Below are 16937 nucleotides of genomic sequence, written 5' to 3'. Positions count from 1 at the left end.
TCCTTAATTTACCCCTCCCCTCTCCCCGCCCCCACCCCCCCCCCCCTGGCCGTTGGGGCTGGTGGGGGCGGGGGGGGGGGGGGGGGGCCCCCCCGGGGCCCCCCGGCCCCCCGACCGGCCGACCGCATGCTTGCATACATAGTCCGACGGCTCTTCGCAGTCGTCGCGATGCTGCTCGTCGTCACCCTCGTGACGCTCAGCATCTTCTTCCTCATCCCCAAGATGACCGGCAGTGACCCTGCCGCGATGTTCGTCGGCAAGCAGGCGGATCCGGCTGCCATCGAGGCCGTCCGGCAGAAGCTGGGTCTGGACGAGCCGCTCCTGGTGCAGTTCTGGCACTTCGTCTCCGGCATCTTCGTCGGACGTGACTACACCGGTGGTGGCGACACCATCCACTGCGCGGCGCCCTGCTTCGGCTACTCGTTCCGCAGTGAGCAGGACGTCTGGTCGATGCTGGTCGAGGCCTTCCCCGTCACCCTCTCCATGGTGATCGGTGCCGCCGTGCTGTGGCTGGTCCTGGGTGTCTCCACGGGTGTCGTCTCCGCGCTCAAGCGGGGCACGGTCATCGACCGCGTGGCGATGATCACGGCGCTCTCGGGCGTCTCGCTCCCCATCTTCTTCACCGCCATGCTGGCGATGCTGGTCTTCCGCACCCAACTGGACTGGGTCGACGCCACGTACGTGCCCCTCTCCGAGTCCTTCGGTGGCTGGTTCGGCGGACTGCTGCTGCCCTGGGTGACGCTCGCCTTCCTGTACGCGGCGATGTACGCGCGGCTCACCCGCGCCACCATGCTGGAGGTCCTCGGTGAGGACTACATCCGCACGGCCCGGGCCAAGGGCCTGCCGGAGTCGGTCGTGCTCGGCAAGCACGCCATGCGCTCCACGATGACCCCCATCCTGACCATCTTCGGCATGGACCTCGGCGCCCTCGTCGGCGGCGCGATCCTGACCGAGACCGCGTTCAGCCTCCACGGACTGGGCGCCCTGGCCATCCGAGGCGTCAACGAGCGCGACCTGCCGCTCATCCTGGCCGTCACGCTCATCACCGCCGCGTGCGTCGTCGTCGCCAACCTCGTGGTGGACCTGCTGTACGCGGTGATCGACCCCCGAGTGAGGCTCGCATGACGGACAAGCTGACGAAGACCGGCGCGGCGCTCGGAGAGCCCGTCGCGACCGGGAAGTCCGCCGGGAAGTCGGCCCCCTCGGACGCCTTCCTCGACGTGCGTGACCTGAAGATCCACTTCCCGACCGACGACGGTCTGGTCAAGTCGGTCGACGGCCTCAGCTTCCAGCTGGAGAAGGGCAAGACCCTCGGCATCGTGGGCGAGTCCGGCTCCGGCAAGTCGGTCACCTCGCTCGGCATCATGGGCCTGCACACGGTCGGCCAGTACGGCCGGCAGAAGGCGAAGATCTCCGGCGAGATCTGGCTCAACGGCCGCGAGCTGCTCTCGGCCGACCCGGACGAGGTCCGCCGGATGCGCGGCCGCGAGATGGCGATGATCTTCCAGGACCCGCTGTCCGCGATGCACCCGTACTACACGGTCGGCAACCAGATCGTGGAGGCGTACCGCGTCCACAACGACGTCGACAAGAAGACGGCGCGCAAGCGGGCCGTCGAACTCCTCGACCGGGTCGGCATCCCCGAGCCCGCCAAGCGGTTCGACAACTACCCGCACGAGTTCTCCGGCGGCATGCGCCAGCGCGCCATGATCGCCATGTCGCTCGTCAACAACCCGTCGCTGCTCATCGCCGACGAGCCGACGACGGCGCTCGACGTCACGGTCCAGGCCCAGATCCTCGACCTGATGCGGGACCTCCAGAAGGAGTTCGGCTCCGCGGTCGTCATCATCACCCACGACCTCGGCGTCGTCGCCGAGCTCGCCGACGACATCCTCGTGATGTACGGCGGGCGCTGCGTCGAACGCGGACCGGCCGAGTCCGTCTTCTACGAGCCGCAGCACCCCTACACCTGGGGCCTGCTCGGCTCGATGCCGAGGATCGACCGCGAGCAGACCGAGCGGCTCATCCCGGTCAAGGGCAACCCGCCCAGCCTCATCAACATCCCGAGCGGCTGCGCCTTCAACCCCCGCTGCCCGTACGCGGACGTCCCCAAGGGCGGCGTCACGCGCACCCAGCGGCCGGAGCTGACGCCGGCCGGGGACCGCCACTTCTCGGCGTGCCACATGCCGCAGGAGGAGCGGACCCGCATCTGGACCGAAGAGATTGCGCCGAAACTGTGAGCGACAACATGGAGCCTCTGCTCAAGGTCACCGGCCTGAAGAAGCACTTCCCCATCAAGAAGGGGCTGCTCCAGCGCCAGACCGGCGCCGTCAAGGCGGTCGACGGGATCGACTTCGAGGTCCTGCCCGGTGAGACCCTCGGCGTCGTCGGCGAGTCTGGCTGCGGCAAGTCCACGATGGGCCGGCTCATCACCCGGCTCCTCGAACCGACCGGCGGCACGGTCGAGTTCCAGGGCAAGGACATCTCGCACCTCGGCGTCTCGGGCATGCGCCCGTTCCGCCGGGACATCCAGATGATCTTCCAGGACCCGTACGGCTCGCTGAACCCGCGCCACACGGTGGGCTCGATCGTCTCGGCGCCGTTCAAGCTCCAGGGCGTGGAGCCCGAGGGCGGCGTCAAGAAGGAGGTCCAGCGGCTGCTCGGCCTGGTGGGCCTCAACCCCGAGCACTACAACCGCTACCCGCACGAGTTCTCCGGCGGCCAGCGCCAGCGCATCGGCATCGCCCGCGCGCTGGCCCTCAAGCCGAAGCTGGTCGTCGCGGACGAGCCCGTCTCCGCCCTGGACGTCTCCATCCAGGCGCAGGTGGTCAACCTCCTCGACGACCTCCAGCAGGAGCTCGGCCTCACGTACGTGATCATCGCCCACGACCTGTCGGTCATCCGGCACGTCTCGGACCGCATCGCGGTCATGTACCTGGGCAAGATCGTGGAGCTCGCGGACCGCAAGTCCCTGTACGAGAACCCGATGCACCCGTACACCCGGGCCCTGATGTCCGCGGTTCCGATCCCGGATCCGCGCCGCCGGGGCGCCAAGAGCGACCGCATCCTCCTGACCGGCGACGTCCCGTCCCCGATCGCCCCGCCGCCGGGCTGCCGCTTCAACACCCGCTGCTGGAAGGCCACGGACGTCTGCCGCACGCAGGAGCCGCCGCTCCTGGAACTCCGCCCGGGCCAGCGCGTGGCGTGCCACCACCCGGAGAACGCGGAATCCCTGACGGTTCCGGCGGCGCGGGAGTCGGTGGAGATCGCGAAGTCTCCGGTGGAGTCTCCGGCGAAGGCGGAGGCTGAGGCTCCGGCCGAAGCTACGGCTACGGCTACGGCTACGGCTTCGGTCGAGACCGAGACCGAGGCTGCGGCTGGGACCGAGGCCTCGGCGCCGGCGGAGACGCCGGCCGGGGACGGCGACGCGCCGAAGAAGTAGGTACAGGCTCAGGCGAGCCGCGACACCAGGAGGCCCCCGCCGCCGCACGGCGACGGGGGCCTCCGGCCTGCCCGCCGGAGACAGCCGGGACAATGGGGCAGTGCTTCACGATCTGTTCAGCCCCGATGTCCAACACGCCCTGGACCTCGTCGGCATCTTCGTCTTCGCCATCTCCGGCGCCCTCCTCGCCGTCCGCAAGAACTTCGACGTCTTCGGCATCGCCGTCCTCGCCGAGGTCACCGCTCTCGGCGGCGGTATCTTCCGTGACCTGATGATCGGCGCCGTACCCCCCGCCGCCTTCACCGATCTCGGCTACTTCGTCATGCCCCTGGTCGCGACGGTCCTCGTCTTCTTCCTCCACCCGGAGGTCGAGCGCACCCAGACCGCCGTGAACGTCTTCGACGCCGCCGGCCTGGGCCTCTTCTGCGTGACCGGGACGACGAAGGCGTACGACTACGGCCTCGGCCTCACCTCCTCCGCCGCGCTCGGCCTCGCGACGGCCGTCGGCGGCGGTGTCCTGCGCGACGTGCTCGCCAACGAGGTGCCGTCACTGCTGCGCTGGGACCGTGACCTGTACGCCGTCCCGGCCATCGTCGGGTCCGTGATGGTCGTCCTGTGCATCCGTTTCGACACGCTCAACGCGTTCACCAGCGGCACCGCCGTCGTCACCGCGTTCGTGCTCCGTCTGCTGGCGATGCGCTACCACTGGCGCGCGCCCCGCGCCTGGAACCGGCGGTCCTCCGCCCGCGAGGCGCCCGAAAAAGCTACCGCTCAGTAGGTAGCTGCGGTACCGTCGGAGACATGAGCACGAGCACCGAGACGAGCCCCCTCGCGTCCCCTGCCGGGACGAGCGAGTTCGACCGCGACACCGCCCTCGCCCTCCGCGAGCCCGGCGTCTACGACGCCGATCTCTCCGCCGGCTGGACGATCATCCACGCGGTCAACGGCGGCTACCTCCTCGCTCTGCTCGGCCGTGCCCTCGGCGAGCACCTCCCGCACCCCGACCCGTTCACGATCTCGGCCCACTACCTCACGCCGTCCGTCCCGGGCCCCGCGGTGATCAGGACGGAGACCGTCCGTACGGGCAGGACGCTGTCCACGGGACAGGCCTCCCTCTTCCAGTACGCCGAGGACGGCACCGAGGTGGAGCGCATCCGCGTCCTCGCCTCGTACGGGGACCTCGACGCCCTTCCCGACGACGTCCGCACCACCGCGGCGCCCCCGGCGATGGCCCCGATCGAGAACTGCTTCAGCGCCGCCGACAACCCGGCCCCGAGGATCCCCGGCTCCTCCGCCATCGCCGATCGGCTGGACCTCCGCCTCGACCCGGCCTGCGTCGGCTGGGCCGTCGGCGCCCCCTCCGGCAAGGGCGAGATGCGGGCCTGGTTCGGGCTCGCGGACGGCCGCGAGCCCGACGCCCTCTCCCTCCTGCTCACGGTCGACGCGCTGCCGCCGACCTCCTTCGAGCTGGGCCTGAAGGGCTGGACGCCGACCGTGGAACTCACCACGCACATCCGCTGCCGCCCGGCCCCCGGCCCGCTGCGGGTCTCGATCACGACCCGCAACCTCGCCGGCGGCTTCCTGGAGGAGGACGCGGAGGTCTGGGACAGCGCCGACCGTCTGGTGGCCCAGTCCCGCCAGCTGGCCCGCGCACCGCGCGACTGACACGAGGGCGGCGGAATCCCTGGATGACCGGACACCCGCCGAGTCCGACGGGGGAGGCGGCTCCGGGCGGACCCGGACCTGAGGACGTATCCCGGGCCCGAGGGGGGCGGCTTCCGGCCCTGGGCCCGAGGCGTATCCCGAGCTCGACGAGGACGCTGGCTCCGGGCAGTCGGACCCGAGGCATCCCCCGGGCCCGGCGGGGGTGGCGGCTTCCGGCCCCGGCCGGGGCGTATCCCCGCCCTGGCCCGGGCGTATCCCGGGTTCGGGCGGGGGTCAGGCCCCCGGCCCGAGGTGCGTCCCGGTCCCGGCGGGGGTGACTCGGGCCAGAGGCGCCCGGACCCGGCGCGGACAGCGGTTCCCGGCCCCCGGCCTTCTCCGGCTCCCGGCTCCCGGCTCCCGGCCCTCGGCTCCCTCCGATCCCCGGCTCCCTCCGGCGCGGAGGCGTAAACCGGCCACCCGCCGGGGCCGCCGCCACGGGCTCGTAGAATCGATCCACCATGGCTTACCTCGACCACGCCGCGACCACGCCCATGCTGCCCGAGGCGATCGAGGCGATCACCGCCCAGCTCGCCGTCACGGGCAACGCCTCCTCCCTGCACGCCCCCGGACGGCGGGCCCGGCGGACCGTCGAGGAGGGGCGCGAGACGCTCGCCGCCGCGCTCGGCGCACGGCCGAGCGAGGTCGTCTTCACCTCCGGCGGCACCGAGGCCGACAACCTCGCCGTGAAGGGCCTCTACTGGGCCCGGCGCGACGCCGACCCCCGCCGCACCCGCGTCCTGGCCAGCCCGGTGGAGCACCACGCCGTGCTCGACGCCGTCGACTGGCTCGCCACCCACGAGGGCGCGGACGTCGAGTACCTGCCGGTGGACCGGTACGGCAGGGTGCACCCCGAGGCCCTGCGGGAGGCGATCGCCAAGGACCCCGGATCCGTGGCCCTCGCCACCGTCATGTGGGCCAACAACGAGATCGGCACGGTCATGCCGGTCCGTGAACTCGCTGACGTGGCAGCCGAGTTCGGCGTGCCGCTGCACGCCGACGCCGTCCAGGCGATCGGTCAGGTCCCGGTCGACTTCGCCGCCTCCGGACTCGCCGCGATGACCGTGTCCGGCCACAAGATCGGCGGCCCCTACGGCATCGGCGCCCTGCTCCTGGGCCGCGAGCACACCCCCGTACCCGTGCTGCACGGCGGAGGCCAGGAGCGGCACGTCCGCTCCGGCACCCTCGACGTGCCGGCCGTCGCCGCCTTCGCCGTCGCCGCCCGGCTCGCCACGGAACGGCGCGAGGAGTTCGCCCGCGAGGTCGGCGCCCTGCGCGACGAGCTCGTGAGCGCCGTCCGTACGGTCGTCCCGGACGCGATCCTCGGCGGCGACCCCGTCGAGCGGCTCCCGGCCAACGCCCACTTCACCTTCCCCGGCTGCGAGGGCGACTCCCTGCTGCTGCTGCTCGACGCGGCCGGGATCGCCTGCTCCACCGGTTCCGCCTGCACCGCGGGCATCGCCCAGCCGAGCCACGTCCTGCTCGCCACCGGCGCCGATCCGAACCTGGCCCGGGGGACCCTGCGCTTCTCCCTGGGGCACACCTCCACGAAGGAGGACGTCGCGGCGGTGGCCGACGCGATCGGCCCGGCCGTGGAACGGGCGAGGACGGCCGGCCTCATGTGAGTGTCCCTTCCGGGACGCTCACCCGAGCCTCCCGGACGCGATGCTCACACGAGCTTCTTGGACGCCTCGCGCACCAGCTTCAGATAGCGGTCCCAGTCCCAGTGCGGACCGGGGTCGGTGTGGTCGGTGCCCTCGACCTCCACGTGCCCGATGATGTGCTCCCGGTCCACGGGTATCCCGTGGCGGGCACAGATGTCGGCCGTCAGCCGCGCCGACCCCGCGTACATCGCCGCCGTGAAGTCCTGCGGCCGGTCGACGAAGCCCTCGTGCTCGATGCCGATGCTCCGCTCGTTCATGTCGCGGTTCCCGGCGTGGAAGCCCACGTCGAGCTCCCGGATCATCTGCGCCACGTGCCCGTCCTTGCGGACGACGTAGTGCGTGGCGGCCCCGTGCCCCGGGTTCTTGAAGACCTTCAGGGCGGTCGCGTAGCTGCCCTGGACGACATGGATCACGACCCGGTCGATCCGGTAGTCGTCCGGCCGGTCGGCCCGCCGCCAGTTCGCCCGCGCCGCCGAGGTCCACTCGGCCGCCCGGTGGTCGAGCTCGCCCTCGACCCGCGTCTTCTCCATCCCCGGCAGCCGCCACCAGGCGCGCGCCAGCTCGTCCCTCGCCAGTGCGGCCGTGCCCAGCACGGCGACCCCGCCCCCGAGCAGGACGGCGCGCCGCCCCACCCGCCTGCCCGACCCGCTCGTCTCGCTCCCCATGCCACCCAGAACGCTTACTACCGCGACCGTGGTTCCCGGCGCCCCGTACTCTGGTAGGGCTATGACTCAGACCCCGCCCCCGCGCCCCCTTCGTGTCCTCGCCGCCATGTCGGGCGGAGTGGACTCCGCCGTCGCCGCCGCCCGTGCCGCAGAGGCGGGCCACGACGTCACCGGCGTCCACCTCGCCCTCTCCGCGAACCCGCAGTCCTTCCGCACGGGCGCGCGTGGCTGCTGCACGATCGAGGACTCCCGTGACGCGCGCCGGGCGGCCGACGTCATCGGCATCCCGTTCTACGTGTGGGACCTCGCCGAGCGGTTCCGCGAGGACGTCGTCGACGACTTCGTCGCGGAGTACGAGGCCGGCCGCACCCCCAACCCGTGCCTCCGCTGCAACGAGAAGATCAAGTTCGCGGCGCTGCTCGACAAGGCGCTCGCCCTCGGCTTCGACGCGGTCTGCACCGGCCACTACGCGACGGTCGTCCTGAACGAGGACGGCACCCGCGAGCTGCACCGGGCCTCCGACGTGGCCAAGGACCAGTCGTACGTCCTCGGGGTGCTCGACGAGAAGCAGCTCGCGCACGCGATGTTCCCGCTGGGCGACACCCTCACCACCAAGGACGAGATCCGGGCGGAGGCCGAGCGGCGCGGACTCGCGGTCGCGAAGAAGCCCGACAGCCACGACATCTGCTTCATCGCCGACGGCGACACCCAGGGCTTCCTCGCCTCCCGTCTGGGCAGGGCGGAGGGCGACATCGTCGACGAGGCCGGTACGAAGGTCGGCACCCACGAGGGCGCGTACGGCTTCACCATCGGCCAGCGCAAGGGCCTGCGGATCGGCCACCCGGCCGCGGACGGCAAGCCCCGCTACGTCCTGGACATCTCGCCCGTGAACAACACGGTGACGGTCGGCCCGGTCGAGGCGCTCGACGTCACCGCGCTGACCGCGATCAAGCCCCGCTGGTGCGGCACTGCCCCGGAGGGCGAGGGCCGCTACACCGCGCAGCTCCGCGCCCACGGCGGCGAGACCGAGGTGACGGCGTCCCTGGCGGACGGCGAGCTCACGGTCGCCTTCGCCGAACCGGTCCGCGGCGTGGCCCCCGGTCAGGCGATCGTCCTGTACGACGGCACGCGCGTGGTGGGCTCGGCCACGATCGCGACGACGACCCGCCGCACGACGGCGGAGGCCACGGCGTAGTCCCGCACCTCCTCAGGCGGCCTCCGCGGTCTCCCGGTCCTCGGAGAGGAACTCCTCCAGGACCGGGGCGAGCACGTGCGGGGCCACCTCGCACGTCTGGCCCGTCAGGGTGCGGTGCCGGGCCCTGGGGAGGGCCGCCGCCAGGGCGCGGGCCGCCTGCCGGGTCCCCGCCGGGCTCGCGCCCCCGTCGACCACCAGGACGCGCGCGTGGACCCCGGCGAGCCGCCGCTCCGGCACCGTCCCGTCACCGAGGACGGCGAGGTCGTACGCGAGGGTGTGCGCGAGGTCCGCGACTCCGGGCCGCAGCTCCGCCGGCACCGTCGCGTCCGCGAGGAACAGCGCGAGCGCCGCGGCCCGCCGCCCCTGGCCGAGGAGCGCCGCCACCCGCAGCCGCCGCCGGGCGGCCTCCGCCGAGTACGGCGGCTCGTACACCGAGACCCGGTCCGCCGGCTGCCCGGCGGCCACCGCGGCGAGCGCCAGCGCGCCCCCGGTGCCCACCCCGTGCAGGGCCGCACCGGCCCCGGCCGCGGCGGCCACCGCCGCCAGGTCCTCGATCTCCCGCTCCACCGCGTACGGCCCGGTGTCGCCGCTCCCGCCGCGCCCCCTGCGGTCGTACGCCACCACCGAGAAGCGCCGGGCGAGCAGCAGGCCGAGCGGCCGTTCGGTCGCGGCCGTCCCCAGGGCGCCGCTCACCAGGACGAGCGGCGGCCCGTCCCCGTACCTCTCGTACGCGATCGGCGTCCCGTCCCGTGACGTGACCCGTCCCCGGAGCCTGCTCAGCGCGGTGTCCACCTCATCCATGGCAGGGCAGACCGGGGCCGTCACCGGAACTCATCGCCGCGGAGCGGGATTTCCCGAAGAATCTTGGAAGCCGCTGGTCACGGCCTACGGTGAGGCCATGAACATCTGCGTCTTCCTCTCCGCGGCCGACCTCGACGAGCGCTACACGGCCCCCGCCCGCGACTTCGCCCGCCTCCTCGGCAAGGCCGGCCACACCCTGGTCTGGGGCGGCTCCGACACCGGCCTGATGAAGGTCGTCGCGGACGGCGTGCAGGAGGCCGGCGGCCGACTGGTCGGCGTCTCCGTCGACTTCCTCGCGCACAAGGCCCGCGCGAACGCCGACGAGATGGTCGTCACCGAGGACCTGGCCGCGCGCAAGGCGCTCCTCCTCGCCAAGTCCGACGCGATCGTGATCATGGTCGGCGGCACCGGCACCCTCGACGAGGCCACCGAGATCCTGGAGCTGAAGAAGCACGGCAAGCACACCAAGCCGGTGGTCCTGCTCAACACGGCCGGCTTCTACGACGGTCTGAAGACCCAGTTCCGCCGCATGGACGAGGAGGGCTTCCTCCCCCTCCCGCTCACCGACCTCGTCTTCTTCGCCGACGACGCCCCGACGGCTCTGGCCCACCTGGAGGAGAACATCGGCTCCCGCTGATGCGAGCATGGCTCCCATGGCTACACATGTGATCACCGGAGCCGGTTCCGGCATCGGCGCGGCCGTCGCGCGCCGCCTCCACGCGCGCGGGGACGAACTCGTGCTCCACGCGCGCGACGCGGGGCGCGCCAAGGAGCTCGCCGGGCAGTTTCCCGGGGCGCGGACGCTCGTCGGCGACCTGGCGGACCCGGACCGGCTCTCCTGGGCGTTCTCGCACCAGACCATGCCCGAGCGGGTGGACAGCCTGCTGCACATCGCCGGCGTCGTCGACCTCGGCCCGATCGGCGACCTCACCCCGAAGACCTGGCACCACCAGCTGAACGTCAACCTGGTCGCCCCGGCCGAGCTGACCCGGCACCTGCTGCCCCAGCTCCGGGTCTCCCAGGGCCACGTCGTCTTCGTGAACTCGGGCGCCGGGCTCAGCGCGCACGCCGAATGGGGTGCGTACGCCGCCTCCAAGCACGGCCTCAAGGCGCTCGCCGACGCCCTGCGCCACGAGGAGCACGCCCACGGGGTGCGGGTGACCTCGGTCTATCCGGGCCGTACCGCGAGTCCCATGCAGGCGAAGGTCCACGCCCAGGAGGGCAAGGAGTACGACCCCTCCCGGTGGATCGACCCCGAGTCGGTCGCGACGGCGATCCTCACCGCGATCGACCTGCCGCGCGACGCCGAGATCAACGACCTCACCGTCAGGCCGGGACGCTGACCATGGGCGACACGGACGACACGAAGCTCTGGGGTCCCGCGACCGGCGTCGGGTCCCTGCCCGGCGGCGACGCCCGTGAGGCCGCCAGGACCGCCACCGGATCCTTCGAGGACTTCCCGTTCCTGGCCGAGCTGCCCGCCCGCGGCCCCGGCGCCGACATGGTCGGCCGGACCATCGGGATGCTCGTCGACCTGTACGCGCACGTGGAGCCGAGCGGCTGGCGGATCAGCGACCGGCCCGGCCGGGACACCCGGCGGGCCCGTTCCTGGATGGGTGAGGACCTGGACGCCCTGGAGGAGTTCACCCAGGGGTACGAGGGCCCGCTCAAGGTGCAGGCCGTGGGGCCGTGGACGCTCGCCGCCGCCCTGGAGCTGCGCGGCGGCGAGGCGGCGCTCGGGGACGCGGGCGCCTGCCGCGACCTGGTGGGCTCGCTCGCCGAGGGACTCCACGGACACCTCGCGGAGCTGCGCAAGCGGATCCCGGGGGCCCGGGTCGTCCTCCAGCTCGACGAGCCCTCGCTCACCGCGGTCCTGCGCGGCCACGTCCGCACCGCCAGCGGCTACCGCACCTACCGGGCCGTCGACCGGCAGGTCGTGGAGAGCGCCCTGCGGGAGGTGATCGCGGTCCACGACGGGCCGGTGGTCGTCCACTCCTGCGCCCCGGACGTGCCGTTCGCGCTGCTGCGGAGGTCCGGGGTCGCCGGCGTCTCGTTCGACTTCGGGCTTCTCACCGAGCGTGACGAGGAGTCGATCGGGGAGGCCGTGGAGGCCGGTACCAAGCTCTTCGCCGGTGTGGTGGCGTCCACCGACGGCCCGTTGTCGGACCCGGGCGGTAGCGTCATGGGTGTCAGGACGCTGTGGCGCAGGCTGGGGCTGAATCCGGGGACTCTCGCGGAGTCCGTGGTCATCACCCCCACGTGCGGGCTCGCGGGCGCTTCGCCCGCCTACGCCCGCGAGGCGCTCGCCCACTGCGTCCGGGCGGCGAGGTCGCTCGCGGACAACCCAGAGTGACCGGGTTTCGAGGCACGGGAGGACGGACGAAGGTGGCAGTCGAACAGGGGGCCCTGCCCGCCGAGGCACGGGAGAAGCACGCCGACCTCGCCGAGCAGGTCGAGGAGCACCGCTTCCGGTACTACGTGAAGGACCAGCCGGTCATCAGCGACGGCGAGTTCGACAAGCTCCTGCGCGCCCTGGAGGCGCTGGAGGAGGAGTACCCGGAGCTGCGGACGCCGGACTCGCCGACCCAGAAGGTGGCGGGACAGTACGAGACGGAGTTCACCTCCGTCGAGCACCGGGAGCGGATGCTCTCCCTGGACAACGCCTTCGACGACGAGGAGTTGGCCGCCTGGGCCGAGCGGACCGCGCGGGACGTCGGCACCCCCGACTTCCACTACCTGTGCGAGCTGAAGGTCGACGGGCTCGCGGTCAACCTCACGTACGAGCACGGGCGGCTGACCCGGGCCGCGACCCGGGGCGACGGCCGCGCCGGCGAGGACATCACGCCCAACGTGCGCACGATCGCGGACGTCCCGGAGCGGCTGAGCGGTGACCGGATCCCGGACCTCGTGGAGATCCGCGGCGAGGTCTACTTCCCGATGGAGGCCTTCCTCGGGCTCAACGCCCGTCTGGTCGAGGCCGGTGAGAAGCCCTTCGCCAACCCGCGCAACGCGGCCGCCGGTTCGCTCCGGCAGAAGGACCCGAAGATCACCGCCTCCCGCCCGCTCCACATGGTGGTGCACGGCATCGGAGCCCGCGAGGGCTTCGACATCGCCCGGCTCTCGGAGGCGTACGGACTGCTCCAGGAGTGGGGCCTGCCCACGGCCCGGCACAACCGGGTGGTGGACACGCTCGACGAGGTGCGGGAGTTCATCGCGTACTTCGGGGAGAACCGGCACTCCGTGGAGCACGAGATCGACGGTGTCGTCGTCAAGCTCGACGAGATCCCGCTCCAGGGCCGCCTCGGCTCCACCGCGCGCGCCCCGCGCTGGGCGATCGCCTGGAAGTACGCGCCGGAGGAGGTCAACACCAAGCTGCTCGACATCAAGGTCGGCGTCGGCCGGACCGGGCGCGTCACTCCGTACGCGCAGGTGGAGCCGGTGACCGTGGCCGGTTCCGAGGTCGAGTTCGCCACCCTCCACAACCAGGAGGTGGTGAAGGCCAAGGGCGTCCTGATCGGCGACACGGTCGTGCTGCGCAAGGCCGGTGACGTCATCCCGGAGATCCTCGGGCCGGTCGCCGACCTGCGGGACGGCAGCGAGCGGGAGTTCGTCATGCCGGCGGTGTGCCCCGAGTGCGGGACGCCGCTGAAGCCGATGAAGGAGGGCGACATCGACCTCCGCTGTCCGAACGCCCGGGCCTGCCCGGCCCAGCTGCGCGAGCGCGTCGAGTTCCTCGCCGGCCGCGAGTGCCTGGACATCGAGAAGTTCGGCGCCGTGGCCGCCGCCGCCCTGACCCAGCCCCTGGAGCCGTCCGAGCCGCCGCTCAGGGACGAGGGCGACCTCTTCGACCTCACCATCGAGCAGCTCCTCCCGATCAGGGCGTACGTCCTCGACCCGGACAGCGGACTGCCCAAGCGGGACCCGAAGACCGGCGAGGAGAAGATCGCCACCGTCTTCGCCAACCAGAAGGGCGAGCCGAAGAAGAACGCGCTCGCCATGCTGGAGAACATCGCGGCGGCCAAGGAGCGTCCGCTCGCCCGCTTCATCAACGGGCTGTCGATCCGGCACGTGGGGCCGGTCGCGGCCGCGGCGCTGGCCCGTGAGTTCCGTTCCCTGGAGCGGATCGAGCAGGCGAGCGAGGAGGAGCTCGCGGCCGTCGACGGGGTCGGCGGGATCATCGCGGCCGCGGTGAAGCAGTGGTTCTCCGAGGAGTGGCACCGGGAGATCGTGCGCAAGTGGCGGGCGGCCGGGGTCAGCCTGGAGGACGAGGGCGCCGGGGAGGACGAGGGGCCGCGTCCGCTGGAAGGGCTCACGGTCGTGGTGACCGGCACCCTGGAGAAGTTCACCAGGGATGGCGCAAAAGAGTCCCTCCAGCGGCTCGGAGCGAAGGTGACCGGTTCCGTTTCGAAGAAGACCGCCTTCGTGGTGGTCGGCGAGAACCCCGGTTCGAAGTACGACAAGGCGATGCAGCTGAAGGTTCCGGTTCTGAACGAGGACGGCTTCGCGGTCCTGCTCGAACAAGGGCCCGACGCCGCCAGGGAGGTCGCGGTCCCGGTCGCCGAGTAGCACCCCGGACTCCCGTGAGAGCCCCGCCGGGTTCACCCGTTCGGCGCATACCAGATCGTTACGGGTGGCCGGGTCTCATTCGGGCAAGAGAGGGAGAGCGCTGCCCGTCGAAGCCCTCGGCGGCCTAGTGTGGTGACCGTGCGTCTCGTCCTGCACGGCCGTGCGAGGGCTCCGGCGGTCGTGGCGCCAGGACGACGGCCCCGTCGAACACGAGACACGACCGCCCGACGACGGCCGTGCGACGGACGGCCGGACGACGGACGGCCGCGTGACCGCGGCCGTCGCACACCGACGGCACCGCCGCCTGTGAGAGGGACGGGAATGGAACCGACCGAGAGCGCCGCCCCGGTCCCACGGCCACACGGCCGTGTGGTGCCCCTGGGCTTCACCTCCCGGCTGCCCGCAGCCGTGGTGGGCATCGCCGCCGTCGTACTGGCCGCCGGACTCCAGCGAGGCCTGAGCACCGGCCACGGACTCTTCCCCGGCGGTGTCACCGGCTGGTCCTTCGCCGTCCTCACCGGCCTCATCGTCGGTCACCTGGTCGCCCTCGGCCGCGACCGCTGGTGGGGCGGCACCGGCTCCGGCGCCGCCCTCACCCTCGCCGTCCTCCTCCTGTACGGCTGGGTGCCCGCGGGACTCGTCTCGCTGACCGTCGTCGCCCTCGTCGGCGCCGCCCGCCGACACCGCTGGCGCCAGGGCCTCCTGCACGGCGCCGCCGACGTCCTCGGCGTCGCCGCGGCCGCCCTCGTCCTCGCCCTCTTCGGAGACGTACCCAGCGTCGAACAGCCCTGGCGGCCCCTCGACTGGACCATCGGGGACCTCCCGGAAGTCGTGCTCGCCGCGGCCGCCTACCTCGTGGTGACCCGCATCCTCCTGTGGTACACGCTCGCCCCCCAGGGCCGCGGACTGCCCACGGTCGCCCGCACCGCCCTCCTCCGGCAGGGCCTCGTCGCCGTCGCCCTGCTCGGCATCGCCCCGCTGATCTGCGTCGTCGCCGCCACCAGACCGGTCCTGCTGCCGCTCTTCGCCGTCCCCCTCATCGCCCTCGACTCCACCCTCTGGATCGCCCGTGCCCGCGCCGAGGAGCAGCTGCGCGACCCGCTGACCGGGCTCCCCAACCGCCAATGGCTCCTGGAGCGGGCCTGGACCGCCCTGGAGGAGGCCGAGGGAGAGGGCGCCCGCGCCGCCCTCGTCCTGATCGACCTCGACCGCTTCCGGTCGGTCAACGACACCCTCGGACACCTCGCGGGCGACCGGCTGCTCCTCCAGATCGCCGACCGGCTCCGCCTCGCCCTGCCCCGCGGCGCCGAGGCCGCCCGGCTCGGCGGGGACGAGTTCGCCGTCCTGCTGCCCACCGCCGACTCCACCACGAGCGCCCAGCGGGTCGCCCGCCACCTCGTCGCCGAGCTCTCCTCCCCGCTCGACCTCGACGGGCTCACCCTCGTCCTCGAGGCCAGCGCGGGCGTCGCCGTCTTCCCCGACCACGCCCTCGACGCGGAGGGCCTGCTGCGCCGCGCCGACGTCGCCATGTACCAGGCCAAGCGGGACCGCACCGGGGTCGAGGTCTACGAGTCCAAGCGCGACTCCAACACGCCCGACCGGCTCGGCCTCCTCGGCGACCTGCGCCGCGCCCTCGACGCCGGCGAGGTCGAACTCCACTACCAGCCCAAGGTCCGCTTCGACGGCCAGGTCGCCGGCCTCGAGGCCCTCGTCCGCTGGGTGCACCCGGAGCGCGGAAAGGTTCCGCCGGACGAGTTCATCGCCATCGCCGAGTCCTCAGGACTGATGCCCCACCTCACCGAGTACGTCCTGGAGACCGCCCTCGCCCAGGTCGCCCGCTGGCGCGCCCAGGGGCTCAACGTCCCGGTCGCCGTCAACGTCTCGCCGCGCGACGTGCACACTCCCGGTTTCGCGGGAGCCGTCGCCGCCCGGCTGGCCCGCCACGGCGTCCCGGCCGGAGCGCTCCAGCTGGAGATAACGGAGCACGTGCTCCTGGAGGACCCCCAGCGGGCCGCCGACACGCTCAACGGCCTCACCGGCCACGGCGTCAAGATGTCCCTCGACGACTTCGGCACCGGCTACTCCTCCCTCGTCCATCTGCGCCGACTCCCCGTCAGCGAACTGAAGATCGACCGCTCCTTCGTCGCCCGGCTCGCCGTCGACACCGAGGACGCCGAGATCGTCCGCTGCACCGTCGACCTCGCCCACTCCCTCGGCCTCCTCGTCGTCGCCGAGGGCGTCGAGGACGACGAGACCTGGGAACGCCTCCGTGACCTGGGCTGCGACGCCGTCCAGGGCTGGCTGGTCGCCGCCGCGATGCCGCCGGGCGAGGCGACGGCCTGGCTCCTGGCCCGCGGCGAGCACGGCTGGCGCCGCCCCGCCGACATCGCGGCCCAGGCGGAGCTCGACCGCGCCGTGGGCCCGCTCGACCACGCGGCGGGCCCGCTGGACCACGCAACCGGCCCGCTCGACCACCCCTCCGGCCAGGTCGTCCAGTAGGGGCCGTCCTCCCCGTCACCAGGACGCCGGGCAAACCGTTTCACGGGCAACGGCACCGGCCCCATAGGATGGGGCCACACCATCAAGCTCACCCCGTGAGGATCCGCATGCCTGGCATCACGCGCGAGGAGGTCGCCCACCTCGCACGGCTGGCGCGTCTGGAGCTGAAGGGCGAAGAACTCGATCACTTCGCCGGCCAGCTCGACGACATCATCGGCGCGGTCGCCCGCGTCTCCGAGGTCGCCGACCAAGACGTACCGCCGACCTCCCACCCGCTGCCGCTGACCAATGTCATGCGCGCGGACGAGGTCCGTCCGTCGCTCACCCCCGAGCAGGCGCTCTCCGGCGCCCCGGCCCAGGAGCAGCAGCGTTTCAAGGTGCCGCAGATCCTGGGGGAGGACTAA

General features: G+C 72.6%; 15 protein-coding genes. 13 read left to right on the top strand and 2 right to left on the bottom strand.

Annotation, left to right across the window (positions count from 1 at the left end; all coding sequences use genetic code 11):
- The first annotated feature begins 126 nt into the window (after positions 1-126).
- From ACFWUY_RS35010 to ACFWUY_RS34985, 6 genes are all read left to right on the top strand, one after another.
- Positions 127-1125 (top strand): ABC transporter permease, encoded by a 999-nt coding sequence (locus tag ACFWUY_RS35010; protein WP_030553698.1) that lies wholly within the window; start codon positions 127-129, stop codon positions 1123-1125.
- Positions 1122-2240: an ABC transporter ATP-binding protein gene (locus ACFWUY_RS35005; RefSeq protein WP_384119368.1), complete on the top strand. Its 1119-nt coding sequence runs from the start codon at positions 1122-1124 to the stop codon at positions 2238-2240. The genes ACFWUY_RS35010 and ACFWUY_RS35005 overlap by 4 nt, the downstream gene beginning before the upstream one ends.
- 8 nt (positions 2241-2248) lie before the next feature.
- Positions 2249-3442: an ABC transporter ATP-binding protein gene (locus tag ACFWUY_RS35000; protein WP_384119379.1), complete on the top strand. Its 1194-nt coding sequence runs from the start codon at positions 2249-2251 to the stop codon at positions 3440-3442.
- A 100-nt stretch (positions 3443-3542) separates the two neighbouring features.
- On the top strand, positions 3543-4220 hold the full coding sequence (locus tag ACFWUY_RS34995) for a trimeric intracellular cation channel family protein (protein WP_384119366.1): 678 nt from the start codon (positions 3543-3545) through the stop codon (positions 4218-4220).
- A 23-nt stretch (positions 4221-4243) separates the two neighbouring features.
- The gene (locus ACFWUY_RS34990; protein ID WP_384119364.1) at positions 4244-5107 is read left to right on the top strand and encodes a thioesterase family protein; all 864 of its coding nucleotides are present in this window, start codon (positions 4244-4246) and stop codon (positions 5105-5107) included.
- A 497-nt stretch (positions 5108-5604) separates the two neighbouring features.
- Entirely contained in the window at positions 5605-6768 is a 1164-nt protein-coding gene (locus ACFWUY_RS34985) for a cysteine desulfurase family protein (RefSeq protein ID WP_384119362.1), read from the top strand.
- A gap of 44 nt (positions 6769-6812) precedes the next feature.
- Here ACFWUY_RS34985 and ACFWUY_RS34980 read toward each other — a convergent pair whose 3' ends face one another.
- Positions 6813-7472, bottom strand: coding sequence for an N-acetylmuramoyl-L-alanine amidase (locus ACFWUY_RS34980; RefSeq protein WP_384119360.1), 660 nt, complete (start codon positions 7470-7472; stop codon positions 6813-6815).
- A 61-nt stretch (positions 7473-7533) separates the two neighbouring features.
- On the opposite strand from ACFWUY_RS34980, the gene mnmA reads away from it, so the two are divergent.
- The gene (gene mnmA, locus ACFWUY_RS34975) at positions 7534-8667 is read left to right on the top strand and encodes a tRNA 2-thiouridine(34) synthase MnmA (RefSeq protein WP_384119358.1); all 1134 of its coding nucleotides are present in this window, start codon (positions 7534-7536) and stop codon (positions 8665-8667) included.
- A 12-nt stretch (positions 8668-8679) separates the two neighbouring features.
- Here the strand turns inward: mnmA and ACFWUY_RS34970 are convergent, their stop codons facing one another.
- A complete protein-coding gene (locus ACFWUY_RS34970; RefSeq protein ID WP_384119356.1) occupies positions 8680-9468 on the bottom strand; it encodes an alpha/beta fold hydrolase in 789 nt (262 codons plus the stop codon).
- A gap of 97 nt (positions 9469-9565) precedes the next feature.
- On the opposite strand from ACFWUY_RS34970, the gene ACFWUY_RS34965 reads away from it, so the two are divergent.
- The 6 genes from ACFWUY_RS34965 (at position 9566) to gatC (ending at position 16937) form a co-directional block, all read left to right on the top strand.
- On the top strand, positions 9566-10105 hold the full coding sequence (locus ACFWUY_RS34965; RefSeq protein WP_384119354.1) for a TIGR00730 family Rossman fold protein: 540 nt from the start codon (positions 9566-9568) through the stop codon (positions 10103-10105).
- 7 nt (positions 10106-10112) lie between these two features.
- Entirely contained in the window at positions 10113-10811 is a 699-nt protein-coding gene (locus tag ACFWUY_RS34960) for an SDR family oxidoreductase (protein ID WP_384119351.1), read from the top strand.
- Between the two features lie 2 nt (positions 10812-10813).
- On the top strand, positions 10814-11821 hold the full coding sequence (locus tag ACFWUY_RS34955; protein ID WP_384119349.1) for a methionine synthase: 1008 nt from the start codon (positions 10814-10816) through the stop codon (positions 11819-11821).
- A 32-nt stretch (positions 11822-11853) separates the two neighbouring features.
- Positions 11854-14034, top strand: a complete 2181-nt coding sequence (gene ligA / locus ACFWUY_RS34950; protein ID WP_384119347.1) for an NAD-dependent DNA ligase LigA — start codon at positions 11854-11856, stop codon at positions 14032-14034.
- Between the two features lie 321 nt (positions 14035-14355).
- Positions 14356-16533, top strand: coding sequence for a putative bifunctional diguanylate cyclase/phosphodiesterase (locus ACFWUY_RS34945; protein WP_384119345.1), 2178 nt, complete (start codon positions 14356-14358; stop codon positions 16531-16533).
- A 107-nt stretch (positions 16534-16640) separates the two neighbouring features.
- A complete protein-coding gene (gene gatC / locus ACFWUY_RS34940) occupies positions 16641-16937 on the top strand; it encodes an Asp-tRNA(Asn)/Glu-tRNA(Gln) amidotransferase subunit GatC (protein WP_015036350.1) in 297 nt (98 codons plus the stop codon).

The organism is Streptomyces sp. NPDC058664, from assembly GCF_042716635.1.
Classification (GTDB): Bacteria; Actinomycetota; Actinomycetes; order Streptomycetales; family Streptomycetaceae; genus Streptomyces.
This window is presented reverse-complemented; position numbering and strand designations above follow the sequence as displayed.

Bases quoted from the DNA above. Each gene is read 5' to 3' on its own strand.
- ACFWUY_RS34980 (WP_384119360.1), bottom strand. From the start codon at position 7,472: ATGGGGAGCGAGACGAGCGGGTCGGGCAGGCGGGTGGGGCGGCGCGCC.
- ACFWUY_RS35010 (WP_030553698.1), top strand. From the start codon at position 127: ATGCTTGCATACATAGTCCGACGGCTCTTCGCAGTCGTCGCGATGCTG.
- ACFWUY_RS34990 (WP_384119364.1), top strand. From the start codon at position 4,244: ATGAGCACGAGCACCGAGACGAGCCCCCTCGCGTCCCCTGCCGGGACG.
- ACFWUY_RS34985 (WP_384119362.1), top strand. From the start codon at position 5,605: ATGGCTTACCTCGACCACGCCGCGACCACGCCCATGCTGCCCGAGGCG.
- ACFWUY_RS35000 (WP_384119379.1), top strand. From the start codon at position 2,249: ATGGAGCCTCTGCTCAAGGTCACCGGCCTGAAGAAGCACTTCCCCATC.
- mnmA (WP_384119358.1), top strand. From the start codon at position 7,534: ATGACTCAGACCCCGCCCCCGCGCCCCCTTCGTGTCCTCGCCGCCATG.
- ACFWUY_RS34945 (WP_384119345.1), top strand. From the start codon at position 14,356: ATGGAACCGACCGAGAGCGCCGCCCCGGTCCCACGGCCACACGGCCGT.
- gatC (WP_015036350.1), top strand. From the start codon at position 16,641: ATGCCTGGCATCACGCGCGAGGAGGTCGCCCACCTCGCACGGCTGGCG.
- ACFWUY_RS34955 (WP_384119349.1), top strand. From the start codon at position 10,814: ATGGGCGACACGGACGACACGAAGCTCTGGGGTCCCGCGACCGGCGTC.
- ACFWUY_RS35005 (WP_384119368.1), top strand. From the start codon at position 1,122: ATGACGGACAAGCTGACGAAGACCGGCGCGGCGCTCGGAGAGCCCGTC.
- ACFWUY_RS34960 (WP_384119351.1), top strand. From the start codon at position 10,113: ATGGCTCCCATGGCTACACATGTGATCACCGGAGCCGGTTCCGGCATC.
- ACFWUY_RS34965 (WP_384119354.1), top strand. From the start codon at position 9,566: ATGAACATCTGCGTCTTCCTCTCCGCGGCCGACCTCGACGAGCGCTAC.
- ACFWUY_RS34970 (WP_384119356.1), bottom strand. From the start codon at position 9,468: ATGGATGAGGTGGACACCGCGCTGAGCAGGCTCCGGGGACGGGTCACG.